Annotated in this window: 10 protein-coding genes; 3 read left to right on the forward strand and 7 right to left on the reverse strand. The window is 59.1% G+C overall.

Annotation, left to right across the window (positions count from 1 at the left end; translation table 11 throughout):
* Nucleotides 1-48: 48 nt before the first annotated feature.
* The 7 genes from QZ383_RS04105 to topA all read right to left on the reverse strand — a co-directional run bounded on the left by QZ383_RS04105 (nt 49) and on the right by topA (nt 11358).
* The gene (locus QZ383_RS04105) at nt 49-732 is read right to left on the reverse strand and encodes a hypothetical protein (RefSeq protein WP_291443272.1); all 684 of its coding nucleotides are present in this window, start codon (nt 730-732) and stop codon (nt 49-51) included.
* A 177-nt stretch (nt 733-909) separates the two neighbouring features.
* A complete protein-coding gene (locus QZ383_RS04110; protein ID WP_291443274.1) occupies nt 910-2451 on the reverse strand; it encodes an efflux transporter outer membrane subunit in 1542 nt (513 codons plus the stop codon).
* Entirely contained in the window at nt 2448-5654 is a 3207-nt protein-coding gene (locus QZ383_RS04115; RefSeq protein ID WP_291443276.1) for a multidrug efflux RND transporter permease subunit, read from the reverse strand. The genes QZ383_RS04110 and QZ383_RS04115 overlap by 4 nt, the downstream gene beginning before the upstream one ends.
* A gap of 7 nt (nt 5655-5661) precedes the next feature.
* Nucleotides 5662-6774, reverse strand: a complete 1113-nt coding sequence (locus tag QZ383_RS04120; RefSeq protein ID WP_291443278.1) for an efflux RND transporter periplasmic adaptor subunit — start codon at nt 6772-6774, stop codon at nt 5662-5664.
* 357 nt (nt 6775-7131) lie between these two features.
* Nucleotides 7132-7773 carry a thioredoxin gene (locus QZ383_RS04125; RefSeq protein WP_291443279.1) on the reverse strand — a complete coding sequence of 214 codons (642 nt, stop codon included), beginning with the start codon at nt 7771-7773 and terminating at the stop codon, nt 7132-7134.
* A gap of 191 nt (nt 7774-7964) precedes the next feature.
* The gene (locus tag QZ383_RS04130) at nt 7965-9125 is read right to left on the reverse strand and encodes an XdhC/CoxI family protein (protein WP_291443282.1); all 1161 of its coding nucleotides are present in this window, start codon (nt 9123-9125) and stop codon (nt 7965-7967) included.
* Nucleotides 9118-11358, reverse strand: coding sequence for a type I DNA topoisomerase (gene topA, locus QZ383_RS04135; RefSeq protein ID WP_291443283.1), 2241 nt, complete (start codon nt 11356-11358; stop codon nt 9118-9120). Before topA ends, QZ383_RS04130 begins: the two co-directional genes overlap by 8 nt.
* Nucleotides 11359-11751: 393 nt before the next feature.
* Here topA and QZ383_RS04140 point away from each other — a divergent pair, with 393 nt between their 5' ends.
* The 3 genes from QZ383_RS04140 to QZ383_RS04150 all read left to right on the forward strand — a co-directional run bounded on the left by QZ383_RS04140 (nt 11752) and on the right by QZ383_RS04150 (nt 14595).
* Complete coding sequence (locus QZ383_RS04140) at nt 11752-12462, forward strand: hypothetical protein (RefSeq protein ID WP_291443285.1); 711 nt, start codon at nt 11752-11754, stop codon at nt 12460-12462.
* Between the two features lie 122 nt (nt 12463-12584).
* The gene (gene traT / locus QZ383_RS04145) at nt 12585-13220 is read left to right on the forward strand and encodes a complement resistance protein TraT (RefSeq protein ID WP_291443287.1); all 636 of its coding nucleotides are present in this window, start codon (nt 12585-12587) and stop codon (nt 13218-13220) included.
* 241 nt (nt 13221-13461) lie between these two features.
* Nucleotides 13462-14595, forward strand: coding sequence for a hypothetical protein (locus QZ383_RS04150; protein WP_291443289.1), 1134 nt, complete (start codon nt 13462-13464; stop codon nt 14593-14595).
* The last annotated feature ends 10 nt before the right edge of the window (nt 14596-14605 follow it).

The following is a 14605-nucleotide window of genomic DNA, read 5'->3' on the forward strand; positions in this document are numbered from 1 at the left end:
CGCAAGCCTGCAGTCCCAGACAACCAGGCGCTCACTCTGGCGAACGGACTAGAAGTCAAGCTTGAACTGCATGCCCAGTCCCAGGGCAGATTCCGGCTGCTTGTTGGCATTGGTTCGTTCGCGTTGCTCATCCTTGAGGATCAGCTCAGGCCCGACCCTGATGCTCAGGTCATCGCCCGCGTCTACATCCGCATAGGCCCGCACCACATGGCGGCTTTGCATGGGGACATTTTCGTCCGCCTCTAGTTCATGCTCTCCCTTCTTACGCCACGCGGAGTCTTCCTGCCCAACGCTCACTGCCATGCCGCTTTTGTGTTCTTCTTTTGTCGGCGGCCCCTTAAGTGCAGAATTTATGCTGGCTGTCGTGTTAACTGATTTTTCCTTGGGGGCATCATCCCCCACAGCCCGCTTTTGCAGATCGTTGGAGCTTGTGCCTTCTCGCCAGGCATCGCGGCTCTGCCCCCCGCCGCTAAATGCCCACGCCGGCGCGTGAATACCCTTGGAGTTCTTTTCCTTCTGTTTGCCCTCGCGCCGGTTTGCCTTGGCGGAGTTCCCCTTTTTTTCGCCAGAGCGCAGGGCACTGGATTTTTTGGGGACACTCTGAGGGGCGCTTTTGTCGGTCTGCTCTGGCGAAGCCGGATTATCTTCAGCGCATGCCAGATCCGGCGCAGAGCAGCACAGGCCCAACGCAACGCAAAGAGAAAGGAAAAATAGGGGCAACTTTTTATCCATGATTTTCCCTTTACGACAGGCCTGCCCCTTCTGTAAAGCCCCCGCGAGCGGGCAGGGCTGGCTTCAGTTCCCAGATACGGGCCGCATACACTCGCAAACGCACAGTGGGGGAAGCGCCGTCAGACGCCTCCCCCACTGTTGATCAGTCTGCGGCAGCATGCCGCTTCAGTTCGTGTATTATTCGGATTTAGCCGCAGGCGCGCTTGCCCGTCCGCCGGCCTGCTCCTGCAACAGCTTTTCTGTGTTCACCACAGGGAAGCTGGGGCTTGTGCCGGGGTCTTGCCAGCCGCCGCCAAGGGCCATGCACACGCTGACGACGCTATCAAGCCTGTCGCGTAGCGCCGTCGCCAGCCGCAGTTCGGCTGCAAAAAGCTGACGCTCGGCGTCCAGCACTGTCAGGTAGTCCGTGTAGCCGTTGTCGTATTGCAGGCCAGCAATCTGCGCGGCGCGCCGCAGGCTTTCAACCTGCACCTGCATACTGCGCACGATGTGGTCGGCCTCACGTTGCGAGGTAAGCGATGTGCGGATGTCTTCAAAGGCAGACTGCACGGTTTTACGATACACGGCTATGGCTGCCTTTTTCTGGGCTTCGGCATCCTTGAGGTTATACCAGTTGCGGCCAAAATCCAGCAAAGGCACTGTGCCGCTTGCGCCATAGCTCCATGTACCAGCGGGGCCGGTAAAGAGGTTGCCCACTGAAGCGCTCAGGGAACCCAGCATACCTGTAAGGGAAATGGAGGGGAAGAACTGTGCGCGGGCAACACCGATATTGGCATTGTAGGCCATGATGCTGAATTCTGCGGCGCGTACGTCAGGCCGACGCTCCAGAAGATCAGAGGGCAGGCCAGCAGGCAGCACAGGCGGCGCGGGCAACATATGGATGCCCTGTCCGCGCTTCATTGCCCGGTCCATTATGTCGCGGGGTGAACGACCAAGCAGCACGGCCAGTCCGGCCTCTGCCTTGTCCACATCCACAGTGCTGGTGTGCACCTGGGCGCGGGCGGTTTCCACCTCTGCACGGGCGCGCTGCCAGTCAAGCTCGGTTATATCACCCTGCTTGTAGCGGGCGGTATAAATCTGGAACGATTGCTCACGCGATTTCAGGGTACGGCGAGCTGTATCAAGCTGCATGTCCTGCGCCAGCAGGGCAAAGTAGCCCTGGGCCGTCTGCCCGGCCACAGAGAGGCGGAGAGCTTCGTAGCCAATGACCGTGTTCATCAGGATATCGCTGAGCATGGTGTACTGGTTACGGATCTTGCCCCAGAAATCCAGTTCCCAGGAGGCGCTCAACGCACCCTGGTAAGCTGTGGTAGAACGTGACAACTTACTCTGGTCAAAAGGCACCGTGTTGGCGGCTTTTTCTGACGCGCCCTGAGCGGCGGCGGAACCGGTACCGTTGATGACGGGCATCAACGCGGCAGTGCCTACACCCACCTGTGCGGCGGCAGATTCAATCTTGGCCATGGATTCGGCCAGATCCTGATTGTTCTTCAGGGCTTCTTCAACCAGCTCTGACAACACAGGGTCGTTGAACCGGTTCCACCAATCGGTATTCAGGGGCACAGACCCCATATCAACTGCCCGCCACTGCTTGGGCATTTCCTGCTCCGGCCTGTCATAGTGCGGAGCAAGAGAGCATGCCGAAAGCAGCATGACCAGCATCAGCACCAATGCAGGTGTCTTGAGCATTATGCCCGGGGCCTTGCCGGAAGCGCTCATATGTCGTCCTCCTGGTCTTCCGCAAGGTGGTCCCTGCCCGCATTGGGATCAGTTTTGCCCTGCAGTTTCAGTGAGAGTTGCATGATGGCCTTGAAGAAGAACGGCACAAACAGTGTAGCTATGCACGTTGCCGCCAGCATGCCGCCGATGACCGCAGTACCGATGGCGTGGCGGCTGTTTGCGCCCGCGCCCGTACTGATGGCCAACGGCACGCAGCCGAGGATAAAGGCAAGTGAGGTCATCACGATAGGCCGGAAACGCAGCTTGGATGCGTGGATGGCCGCCGCATCAAGGCTGCGCCCGGCGCGCCAGGCCTCAACAGCGAATTCCACGATAAGAATGGCGTTTTTGGCCGCCAGACCAACCAGGGTCACAAGTGCCACCTGGAAGTAGATGTCGTTGGAAAGCCCGCGACCCCAGGTCGCCAACAAGGCTCCGAACACCCCAAAAGGCACGGCTGTGAGCACTGAAAGCGGCAAGGACCATGATTCGTACTGCGCGGCAAGAATCAGGAAGACCATGACCAGCGCCAGCACAAAAATGATTGTGGTGTCGGCACTTGCCATTTTTTCCTGAAGGGCGGTACCTACCCAGCCCAGCTGATAATCAGAGGACAAAACCACAGAAGCGGCTTTTTCCATTTCGCTGAGAGCCTGGCCCGAAGAATACCCAGGAGTGGGCGCACCCATGATGTGGGCCGCCGGGAACACGTTGTAGCGTTCCACAACCTGGGGCGCCGTGCGGCGTTCAAGGGTCATTACCGCAGTCAGGGGCACCATCTCGCCATTTTTATTGGGCACGTATATGTCGTTGAGGCTTTCAGGCAGCACGCGTGTATCCGCCTCAGCCTGCAAGCGTACCTGGAAGGTGCGGCCCATGAGGTTGAAGTCGTTGACGTATGAACTGCCGAAGGTGGCGCTCATGGCCGAATACACATCGGCGATGCTGATGCCCATATCCTTGCAGCGTTCGCGGTCAAGGTTGGCGTAGAGCTGGGGCGAACCAGTAGTGAAGAGGTTGCGCACCATGCCCACTGCCGGGTACTTGGGCGTGCCGTCGGCATTTTTGGAGGTCACTTCAAGCACCAACTGGTTGGCTGCGCCCTCCATATCCTTGAGGCTGCCGCTGCCGCGCATCTGCACATAGCCTTCAAAACCACCGGTATTACTCATGCCGCTGATGGGCGGCGGCGTAAAGCCCAGGATAAAGGCCTCGGGCTGCATCACAGTTACAGCGCCCACGGTGTTCACGATGGCGCTGGCTGCCTCCTTGGGATCCTTGCGTTCCCCCCAGGGTTTAAGCAGGGCAAAGAAGGTGCCGTAGTTGCTCTTGGCGGCCATGGAGGTGATGTCCAGACCGGAGAGCGTACCCACGCTCAAAACCGCAGGGTTCTTGAGCATGAAGTCGGTAAGCACCTTGTTGACCGCACGGGTGCGGGGCTGGGCCGCGCCGTCGTCCAGAATGGCCAGACCAAGCAAATAGCCCTGGTCTTCATCCGGCACAAGGCCGCCGGGCACCACGCGGAACAGCCCCACGATGCACAGAACCATGACTACGCAGAGCGCCAGCGCACGCCAGGCAGAGGCTTTGACAAAACGCACGGCGTTTACATAGCGGCGGGTAATGCGACCAAACACATAGTTGAACCACACAAAGCCCTTGGCAGGCGTGTGGTCATGGGCATGCGGCTTGAGCAGCAGGGCGCAGAGCGCCGGAGTGAGCGTCAGCGCCACAATGCCCGAAAGCACCACCGACACCGAGATCGTTATGGCAAACTGCTTGTACATCTGCCCCGCAAGGCCGCCCATGAACGAAACAGGAATAAACACGGCGCACAGCACAAGCACAATGGCGATAACCGGGGCCGTAACTTCGTTCATGGCCTTTGCTGTCGCCTCTCTGGGCGGCAGATGCTCCGAACTCATGATACGTTCAACGTTTTCAAGCACAACGATGGCGTCGTCCACCACGATACCGATGGCAAGCACCAGAGCGAACAGCGTAAGCGTGTTGATGGTGTAGCCAAAGGCGTACAGACCCGCGAACGTGCCGATAATGGACACCGGCACGGCAATGCAGGGAATGAGCGTGGCGCGCCAGTTTTGCAGAAAGACGTAAACAACGATGAACACCAGGATCATGGCTTCGACCAGGGTGCTCACCACTTCCTTGATGGATTCGATAACGAAGTCGTTGTTGTCCACCAGCAGGGTGTAAGCCAGACCATCGGGCATGCGCGAGGCAATGTCCTCCAGCTTGGCCTTTACCAGATCGCCCGTGGCGATGGCGTTGGCGCCCGGCAGCAGATATACGGCGCCCATGCGTGCGCCCATGCCGTTGTAGCTGGAAAGAACACTGTAATCCTTGCCGCCCAGTTCTATGCGCGCCACATCCTTGAGCCGCAGCATGGCGCTGTCGTCTCCGGTGCGGATGATGATTTCGCCAAATTCTTCAGGCGTTACAAGGCGGCCCTGAGTGTCGATCTGCCAGGTAAGCTCGGTGGAGTCGGCCGTGGGCATGTCGCCCAGACGTCCAGGGGCGTACTGCGAGTTCTGCTCCTGAATGGCCGAGGTTACCTGCTTTGTGGTAATGCCGTACTTGGCGAGCTTGTCCGGCTGCAGCCAGATGCGCATGGAGTAGTCCATGCTGCCAAAAAGCGAGCAGTCGCCCACGCCGTTGAGGCGTTTGAGTTCGTCAACAACGTTGACCTGGGCCCAGTTGTGGATGAACACGTCGCTATAGCGCCCGTCGGGCGAATAGAAACAGAACACCTGCAACATGGCGGGCGAACGCTTGACGACCGTGACGCCCTGCCTGCGCACATCTTCCGGCAGGGTGGCCTGGGCCAGGTTAACCTTGTTGTTAACGTTGACCAGGGCCATGTTGGCATCACTGCCCAGCTTGAAGTACACGTTGATGTTGCCCGAGCCGGAACCCGAAGCGGCAATGGAAGTCATGTAGAGCATGTTTTCCACACCGTTGATATTCACTTCAAGGGGAGCCAGAACCGTGGAGGCAATGGTTTCCGCAGAAGCGCCGGGGTATGACACGCTCACGTTGACCGTGGGCGGCACAAGGTCGGGGTATTGTGCGATGGGCAGGGCCTTCATGGCCAGCGCGCCCACCAGGGTTATGACAATGGAGATAACGGCCGACAGAACCGGCCTGCGCAAAAAGAAATTCGGCTTTGTAGAAACAGCCATATGCTACCTACTTCTTCGGCGCGGCATCCTGGGGCTGCTGCCCACCGGCTTGCTGCACGCGCACTTGAGTCCCGGGGCGGGCTTTGATGATACCTTCACTGATGATGCGTTCCCCGCCCTTGAGGCCGGAACCCACCAGATATTTATCTCCCACAGCCACAGTCACAGTGATGGGAATGGCGTAGACCTTGTCGTCCTTGTCCAGCCCCATGACCACTGTACCCTTCTGGGTCACGATAACGCACTTTTGCGGAATAAGAATGGCGTTCTTGAGAATATCGCCTTCCACAAACAGGCGCACATACTGCCCGGGCATGATCTGCCCGTCGGCATTAGGAAACACCGCGCGGGCCTTGATAACGCCCGTGGTGGGTTGCACCTGGCTGTCTATAAAGGTCACGTCGCCTTCCGTGCCGTACATGGTGCCGTCCAACAGACGCAGCTTGGCCTTGTAGCGGTTGTCCTTAGGGAACACCAGAACGCCCGAGGCTGCAAGCTGCTGGCGCAGCATGCGGTCAGGCGCGGCAATGGAAAAGTCTATGTACATGGGGTCGGTCTGGTTCACATAGGTAAGCAGCGAATTGTTGCTCACCAGGTTGCCGGGGGTGTAGTTTTCCTTGCTGCTGTAGCCGGAAACAGGCGCCACCACCTGGCAGTAATCCAGATTGATCTTGGCCTGACGCAGGGAGGCCTTGGCGCTGTCGTAGGCGGCCAGGGCAGAATCGCGGTCTTTCTGCGAAACGGCGTTCTTTTCATACAGGGGGCGAATACGCTTCCATTCACGTTCCGCGTTCACGTATTGGGCCTGCGCCTGCTGCACCTGGGCTTCGTACTGATCGCGTTCAAGCTGGAACATCTGCTGCCCGGCCTTAACGAAATCACCTTCGTTATACAGGCGCTTTTCAATAATCCCCTGAACGCGGGCGCGCACTTCAACTGCGCGTGAACCTGAGGCCTGCGCCTGGAACTGGCTGGGCCAGGAGGCATCGGCGACGGTTACTTCAACAGCCGACACCGGCAAGCGCATGTCGGGCTGTCCTTTTTTGTCGCTCTGGCAAGCGACCAGGGCAAGACAAAGCCCCAATACAACTGAAATTTTTGCAATAGGTCTGATACTCATGAATAACTCCATATGGCGTGGCGCACGGCGCTAAAAACACGCACGGCGTAACGGCGGCGGCTTAATTTTCCACCGAGACGGGTCATCGCTAAACGTCGTTCCTGGGGGGGGATCAGTATGAAAGATTTGGCGCGAACAAGCGCCTCATGACGCGTTGGGGGCGTCATACGGCCCCAGCCTGATAAACTCACCGACAATTGCAGTAAACCACCCCTTTAAAAAGCACAGTTCACGCCAAAAAGCAATGTATCGGGCGGTTGGGCAACTAAATGTTAAAGGCAATTATTCTGTGTAATTTCAGATAGTTACAATATCGTGGTATTTTTTTATAACATACTGAAATTACTAGATATTTTTTTAGAAAAATTCTCCATCAGAATCAGGGAGTTCACTCTTCTCAAAGTACTCCTTGATATTTCTGGCATTGGCGCTTGCGCTGTCCAGAAAGACCACCCACCATACGGTATCCTTGAACAGCTCCATGCGCTTAAACTTATGGCGCTCGTCCGTCATGCGCAGCACTGTTATCTCCAGCTGCTTTTCTGCGCCGCTTTCGCCCATAAAAACAATCCGCAAGCCAGCCCGCAGCATGACGCGCAGGTCTGCCGGGGAATACTGGGTAAGTATTCTGCCTGCCACATCGGTGGCCTTGAGGAAACTGGTGGCCTGGGCGGAAGAAATGCCCACCTTGCGCACATCGCCGTTGATCAGCAGTTCCACACGCTTGATGTTGGCCAGATTGATACGGCTGCGGTTAATGACCTTGCCGTCGCGCAGCACGCGGTAATAACAGGCCCCGATTTCCTCGGACACGCCCATAACAACGGTGGCGCTCACATCAGGATAAAAAACGCCGATGCTGGCTGTCATGCCGGAGGCCCTGGCAATATCGCCCTTCTCCTCCGCGATGCAGCGCAGATGGCGCGCAGTGCGCATCCTGGCATTTATATAAATGCCTACAAGCAGGAGAAACAGCAGGGCGACTATTGTAAGGGTCATGCAAAGCGCCTTGGAGGGTAAGGGATGAAGTATCTGCGCACCCGGCGAGCGGCGCACATTCACCTTTCAGTGCCAGTTAACACCTGAAATGCTCGCCCCCAGCAGGCAAAAGCCTGCCTGTTCGCATTTCGCGGCAAGAATTTTCAAAAACTTCTTGCCGGGCAGTTAGCTCATTTCATACGGCAACGGCTCTAGTCGTCAAACCGCAGGCGCACAAGGGTTCCGGCACGGGCGGCCAGCAATTCGGCCACAATGGAAACTGCAATCTGCTGCGGAGTCTCCGCCTCTATGGAAAGGCCAATGGGGCAGCATACGGCAGCCAGTTCCGCATCCGGCACACCCTGCTTGCGCAAAGCGGCATACACCTGCTCGCGCTTGGTTCTGCTGCCGATCATGCCCACATACTGGGCGTGACTTGTCAGTGCCTGGGCCAGGGCCTCGCGGTCAAAGCTGTGCCCGCGCGTGATAATGGCCACAAAATGTCTGCGCCCGATATCGCAGGTCTGCACAAGGTTCTCGTAGCCCGGCAAAATCCGGCAATGGCGGGCCATGGGGAAACGCCCGGCATTGGAAAACTCTTCGCGGTCGTCCACCACATCCACCACAAAGCCGCAGGAATGGGCCAGCCGCGCAACTTCCAGCGACACATGCCCGCCGCCGCAGAGCAAGAGCACAGGCGGCGCATCCAGCGGTTCCACGTAAAGGATGCGTCCGTCAACGTCTACCAGCCCAGGGCGGCCTTTGCGGGTCTCCAGCAGGGGGGTTACTGCGTCCAACCCCACGGTCACGCCTTCGGGCTGAACAGTATGCTCCGGCAAAGCGCCAACAACGAGCCGCCGCTGCGGGGTTTCCGCCTCGCCATGCAGCGAAACGCCGTCCCGGCGCAGTTCAACCAGCCATGCGCCCTTTCCGCCCAGCCGCAGGACCTCTGCCGCAAGGGCGAACATCTCAGCCTGGCGGGGTGCGAGCACCTCGCACAGCACTTCCATGCCGCCGCCGCAGATCATGTCGCTGTTGGGCGTAAAGCCGCTCATATCGCATGAAACACGTGCAGAAAGGCCGCTTGCAAGGCTGTTGCGGGCCGCTTCCATGGCGCGGGCTTCAAGCAGGCCGCCGCCAACGGTTCCTTCAAATCCGTTGCGGGTCTGAAGGGCGCGGGTTCCGGCTTCGCGCGGGGCAGAGCCTGTGCGGCTCACCACAGTCACAAGCACCAGAGGTTCGCCCCCTGTCAGCAGGGCCGTAGCGCGCGCTTCAAGCGTATCTTCCCACGGGGTTGTCACCAGAGATTCCGGCGTGCCCTTGGGGCCTTCGCCGCCTGAAGGCAACAGAGAGGCATCGTTTTTCTTACCCATCTCCATCCTCCTTCACATAGCCGCAGCCCTTGACCGGGCAGATGATTTTTGCGCCATCGCGGCTTTTCTTTTCGATCAGATAGGGCGAATTGCACCGTGGGCAGGGGCCGGGCACGGGTTTGTCCCACAGGGCAAAATCACACTGCGGGTACTGGTCGCATGAATAGAATATCTTGCCGCGCTTGGTGCTTTTTTCAACCAGCGAACCCTTGCCGCAACGCGGGCAAGGCACCCCGGTGGAAAGCGGAGCCGCATACTTGCAATCGGGATAGCCCGTGCAGGCAATGAAGCTGCTGCCCGTGCGGGATTTTTTGATCACCAGGTCTTTACCGCACTGCGGGCAGTCCCCCACCTTTTCATACTGGGGTTTTTCCTGGGCCACGGCTTCCACGGTGCCGTCTTCCGTGCGCTCAAAATTGCTGGTGTAGCGGCATTCCGGATAGCCGGAACAGGCCAGAAAAGCCCCGGCCTTGCCAAACTTGATGAGCAGATCCTTGCCGCACTCCGGGCAGGGCAGGTTTGCGGGCATGCCCCCCTTGAGGCTCTTCATGTTCTTGGACGCAGCCGCCAGCGTGGGATTGAAATCTTCCGAAAACCGCCGCAGCAGTTCGACCCACTGTTCCTGACCTTCAGCCACCTTGTCCAGGTTTTCTTCCATCTGGGCGGTGAAACCCACGTCCATGAGCTTGCCGAAATGCTCCACAAGCTGGGTGCATACCACGCGCCCAAGGTCGGTGGGCACAAAATGGCGTTCCTTCAGGCTCACGTATTCCCTGTCCTGAAGGGTGGAAATAATGGCCGCATAGGTGGAAGGACGCCCGATGCCCAGTTCTTCCAGCTCGCGCACGAGGCTTGCTTCGCTGAAGCGGGCCGGGGGCTGGGTGAACTTCTGCTCCTTGTCGAGCTTTTCGAGTGTAAGCGTCTGCCCAGCGGTCAGGGGCGGCAGCTCAGCGTCCGCCTCATCCTTGCCGCGCGGCATGGCCGCCAGAAAACCGGGGAACAACAGGCGCTCGCCCTTGGCCTTCCACTGCGTATGCGCGCAGGCAATACTGGCCGTGGTGTCGTGAAAGCGCGCCCCGGCCATCTGCGAGGCCACAAAGCGTGACCAGATGAGCCGATAGAGGTTGTACTGCTCCGGCGGCAGGTGGGTTTTCACCTCATCGGGCGTGATGCTCACGTCAACAGGACGGATGGCTTCATGCGCGTCCTGCGCGCCGCCCTTGGCCTTGTAGACCCTGGCCCGTTTGGGCAGATATTCCTTGCCAAAGCTGCCTTCAATAAAGGCCTTGGCCGCATCGCGGGCTTCATCGGCAATGCGTGTGGAGTCGGTACGCATATAGGTGATGAGTGCCGTGAGTCCCCTGTCGCCCAGTTCAACGCCTTCGTACAGACGCTGGGCAATATTCATGGTGCGCTTGGCTGTGTACGAAAGACGCTGGTTGGCAGCCTGCTGCAAGGTTGAGGTAATGAAAGGCGGCTGCGGGGCGCGTTCGCGCTCTTTTTCTTCCACGCTTTCCACCACAAAGGGCTTGCCCGCCATGGCGTCTTCAATATCCTTGGCCTGGGCCGCATTGCTGACCACAGCCTTTTTGCCGCCCACCTTGGCAAGCTCGGCCTTGAACGGAGGCGGCACGTCCGCTGCCAGCAAGGCCTTGAACAGCCAGTATTCTTCGGGCTTGAAGACCTCGCGGGCCTCCTCGCGCTCAACAATGAGGCGCAGGGCCACCGACTGCACGCGTCCGGCAGAAATGCCGCGCTTGATGGACTTCCACAGCAGGGGCGAAATTTTGTAGCCCACCAGACGATCCAGCACACGGCGGGCCTGCTGGGCGTCAAAAAGATGCCCGTTCAGTTCGCGTGGGTGCGCCAGGGCTTCTTTCACAGCCTTGGCCGTGATTTCGTTGAACTGGATACGTTTGATGTCCTTGGCTTTGTCGCGGATAAGTTCCGCCACATGCCAGGCAATGGCCTCTCCCTCGCGGTCGGGGTCGGGCGCGAGATATACGGTATCGGCCTTGGAAGCGGCAGCGCGGAGTTCGCTGACCACATTCTTTTTATTGTCTATAACCTCGTAGTGCGGCGCAAAGTCGTTGGCTTCGTCCACACCAAGCGAGCTGGACGGCAGGTCGCGCACATGGCCAACACTGGCCTGCACCATGTACTGCGGCCCCAGAAACTTCTTGATGGTCTTCACCTTGGCGGGTGATTCCACAATGATAAGCTGTTTGCCCATGCTGCCCCTCGGTTATCTCGTGCTTGCCGGCAAAAGACGCGCGGCCCTGTTAACGCTCACGCCATCGCGTGGCTGCCGCCCGTACCTGCACCGTCACGTATCTGGTTGCCAGTGCGACGTTTTCACGCAATTTTTCTTACGTGCAATCGCAACGCAACACGCCTGCGCAACGATTATTTTTCGTTGCCATAATCCATTGCAGCGCCATAACGCCCCGTTGGCGGCCATGCGCGACACAACCAATAGCGTCAAGTACGAAGCATTTGTCAAGTCCTGACCTGTCTCAGTTCCATACGCCAACACCGCTTACCCTGGGGGCAACCGTGCCAAACTGGACAGCAAGGCCGATCTGCGCTATTTATGATAGTGTCGTTCAAAATTGCAAGGAAGCATATGCCAATCTGTTTTCTGCCTCGTAACTTTGCCGCAGTTCTGTGCCTGCTGACCATGTTTGCTTTTGGCGCGGGTTGCGCAACGCATCAGGATCAGCCGGGCGTCCCACCTGCCGCTGATTCCGGAGCGCAGCCAGGCAGCGGTGCAGACGTTTCTGATGCGCCGCTGCAAAATGTGCAGGTGCGCAAAGGGCAGACCGTGCACGTAGCAGTGAGCGGCGGCGACGCCTCGTTCAACGCCGACTTTGAATCCATGCTCACGAGTTATTTGCAGAGCGAAAAAGATCTGACCCCCGCCGATTCGGCGCAAAAGGCAGACCTGCTCATACGCGTGAAGGTGGAGGACATCTACCCTCTGGGTTCGCGCAACGCGCCGGTGAGCGCAGGGCATGCCCTGGGTTCAACCGCCACCGGGGCCGTGCTGGGTGTGCTGCTTGGCGGCGCAACCGGCGGCAGAAGCGGGGCAGCCTGGGGAGCAGGCGCCGGAGCGGCTCTGGGTCTGGGCGCGGCCCTGCTGGACAGTTCCGGCAAAAGCAAAATATGGGGAATGAAAGCTCTTGTGGGCGTGGGCCGCAACGGACGGGAACCGTCAGATGCGGACATGCACCGCACCACGGTGCGCGCTGAAGGAGCCAACATGGGCAAGGAGGAAATCCTGCCCGCCCTAGAGGACACCTTAAGCCGAAAAATTCTCGAGTCGCTGCGCTCCTGATTTCGCGCCAACGCTATCCGCATTCCGGCCCTCGCCCAGCGAGGCTGGTCGCAAATATTATCTCCCCCCGAATACAACTCAGATCCGCGCCTTTTTTGGCGGCGGCATCTCAAAGGAGCCGTATGTCCTTTATCCGCTATATTCTGATACTGTGCCTGGCCTTTGCCTCCCTGTGCGGGTGCGTACGCCAATCGGCGGACGCGGCACGCGTGGAAGTGCTGCGCCAGGGCCAGATTGAAGAGCCGGAAGCCGATGTGAACATCCATCCGGCGGTTTATGTTAACGTGCGCGACAATACCAACAAGGTTTTCGGCCTGCGCACCCAGGTGGAAACATGGCTGCAACGCCAGGGCTACACGGTAGTGCCAAACCCCAGCGAAGCGGGCTACATCCTCCAGATAGTCGTTCTCGCTGCCGGCACGACCGCACCGGAAACCGCCCGTCAGGTGGTGACTGCCGGGTATGACGCCCCCTCGCAGCTGAGCGGCAAGGGCGGCACCGCCCTGGTGGCAGATGTACTGCTGGTGCAGCGTCATGTTCCCAGCACCCAGGGTTCCCGCAGTAAAAATCTCAAAAACATCGGCAAACGCAATGCCGTTGGCAGCAGCCAGATGCGCATTGCCCTGCTCGCCCATCAGGAATTCAAGACGGGCGCGGGCATGCCCCCGGTCTTTGCCGAAACCCTTGCCAAGGAACTGGCGACTTCCGTTCGCAGCGCCAACGCGGAAGAAGTACCAGCCCAACCCGCCAAGCAGTAGCCGCTTTCACTCGAAAAGCCGGGCCTGCCTCCCTACCCCATTGTCTTTGCCAAGGGCAACCGATGCTGTCGGTTGCCCTTGTTATTGAAGGCGGCCCTGACGGGTTCCTCCGCCAGCGTCAGCATTCCGGCGCAGACCTGATCCGCAAAATATAACCTGTCGTTTTACCCGCGCATATCCAGAGTTGGCACTGTACTTGCTTTTTCCTCAACGCGGAGCCTCAGCCCCGCAGGAGGAACACATGGCACTTTCCAATTTCTTGATCCGCCCCCCATCTGATGCACAAAAGGCCCAGGCGGGAGCTCCACGCCGCACTGCGCCTGCGCAGGCCGGAAATCCCGCGTCCTTTGCCAACATCATGAGCGGCCAGACCACCAATGCGGAAAACACCAGCACTGCCGAAGTACAGCGCGCAGGCATGGCCCTGGCCGGAAACATGGGACAGCAGGGCATGGTACTGGCCGGGCGCTCGCCCAGCGATCTTGCCCGCACACAGGTGTTCAGCAAGGCAGAAGCCGACATGCGGCAGACCAAGGCCATTGACAGCCTCATGCAGACAGTATCCGGCGGCAACTCGACCCTTGATCTTGCCCGCAGCATGGGTACTGCCCGACACCTGCGCTCCATGACCAGCGCCATGGACAACCGCATCAAGGGGCTCAGCATGGGCGATTTTGTCCATTCGCGCACCCAGCCCCAGGCTCAAGCCCGCACCAAGGCCTCGCACAAAATAGAGGACATGGAGCTCGGTCAGCTTTCAGCCCGCTTTGAGTCTGGCAGCGACGGCATTGCCGCCGTAGGCTATGACCGCAACGGCGGCACCTCCTACGGCAAGTATCAGGTATCGTCCCGCGCGGGCAGCCTGAAGGATTTTCTGGATTTTCTGGATACGGAAGCCCCGGATCTTTCCAAGCGCCTGCGCTCTTCCGGCCCCGGCAATACCGGCAGCCGCAAAGGCGCCATGCCCGACACATGGCGCGCCATTGCCAGCGAACAGCCCCAGCGTTTTGAGGATCTTCAGGAGGCTTTTGTGCGCCAGAGCCATTACAAACCCGCGCTGGAATCCATATCACAGCGCATCGGTCTAAACCCCGACAAGGTCTCCACAGCCATGCGCGAGGTTATCTGGAGCACCTCCGTGCAGCACGGCCCTGCGGGCGCGGCACGCATATTCGAGCGGGCGCACGCCATGAGCGGCAAACCGACCGATGCGTCCTATGAGCGCAACCTCATCAACAACGTGTACAACATACGCGTGGGGCAGTTTGGATCTTCCGACAGCAATATTCAGGCAGCCGTGGCCAACCGCTTCAAGCAGGAAAAGGCCCTGGCCCTGAACCTTCTGAACGGCGGCAAAACCTCGGCGCTGGCATAAGGCGGCCAAG

The sequence above is a fragment of the Desulfovibrio sp. genome (assembly GCF_019422935.1).
Taxonomy (GTDB): domain Bacteria; phylum Desulfobacterota; class Desulfovibrionia; order Desulfovibrionales; family Desulfovibrionaceae; genus Desulfovibrio.

Bases quoted from the DNA above. Each gene is read 5' to 3' on its own strand.
- QZ383_RS04105 (WP_291443272.1), bottom strand. From the start codon at position 732: ATGGATAAAAAGTTGCCCCTATTTTTCCTTTCTCTTTGCGTTGCGTTG.
- QZ383_RS04110 (WP_291443274.1), bottom strand. From the start codon at position 2,451: ATGAGCGCTTCCGGCAAGGCCCCGGGCATAATGCTCAAGACACCTGCA.
- QZ383_RS04115 (WP_291443276.1), bottom strand. From the start codon at position 5,654: ATGGCTGTTTCTACAAAGCCGAATTTCTTTTTGCGCAGGCCGGTTCTG.
- QZ383_RS04120 (WP_291443278.1), bottom strand. From the start codon at position 6,774: ATGAGTATCAGACCTATTGCAAAAATTTCAGTTGTATTGGGGCTTTGT.
- QZ383_RS04125 (WP_291443279.1), bottom strand. From the start codon at position 7,773: ATGACCCTTACAATAGTCGCCCTGCTGTTTCTCCTGCTTGTAGGCATT.
- QZ383_RS04130 (WP_291443282.1), bottom strand. From the start codon at position 9,125: ATGGGTAAGAAAAACGATGCCTCTCTGTTGCCTTCAGGCGGCGAAGGC.
- topA (WP_291443283.1), bottom strand. From the start codon at position 11,358: ATGGGCAAACAGCTTATCATTGTGGAATCACCCGCCAAGGTGAAGACC.
- QZ383_RS04140 (WP_291443285.1), top strand. From the start codon at position 11,752: ATGCCAATCTGTTTTCTGCCTCGTAACTTTGCCGCAGTTCTGTGCCTG.
- traT (WP_291443287.1), top strand. From the start codon at position 12,585: ATGTCCTTTATCCGCTATATTCTGATACTGTGCCTGGCCTTTGCCTCC.
- QZ383_RS04150 (WP_291443289.1), top strand. From the start codon at position 13,462: ATGGCACTTTCCAATTTCTTGATCCGCCCCCCATCTGATGCACAAAAG.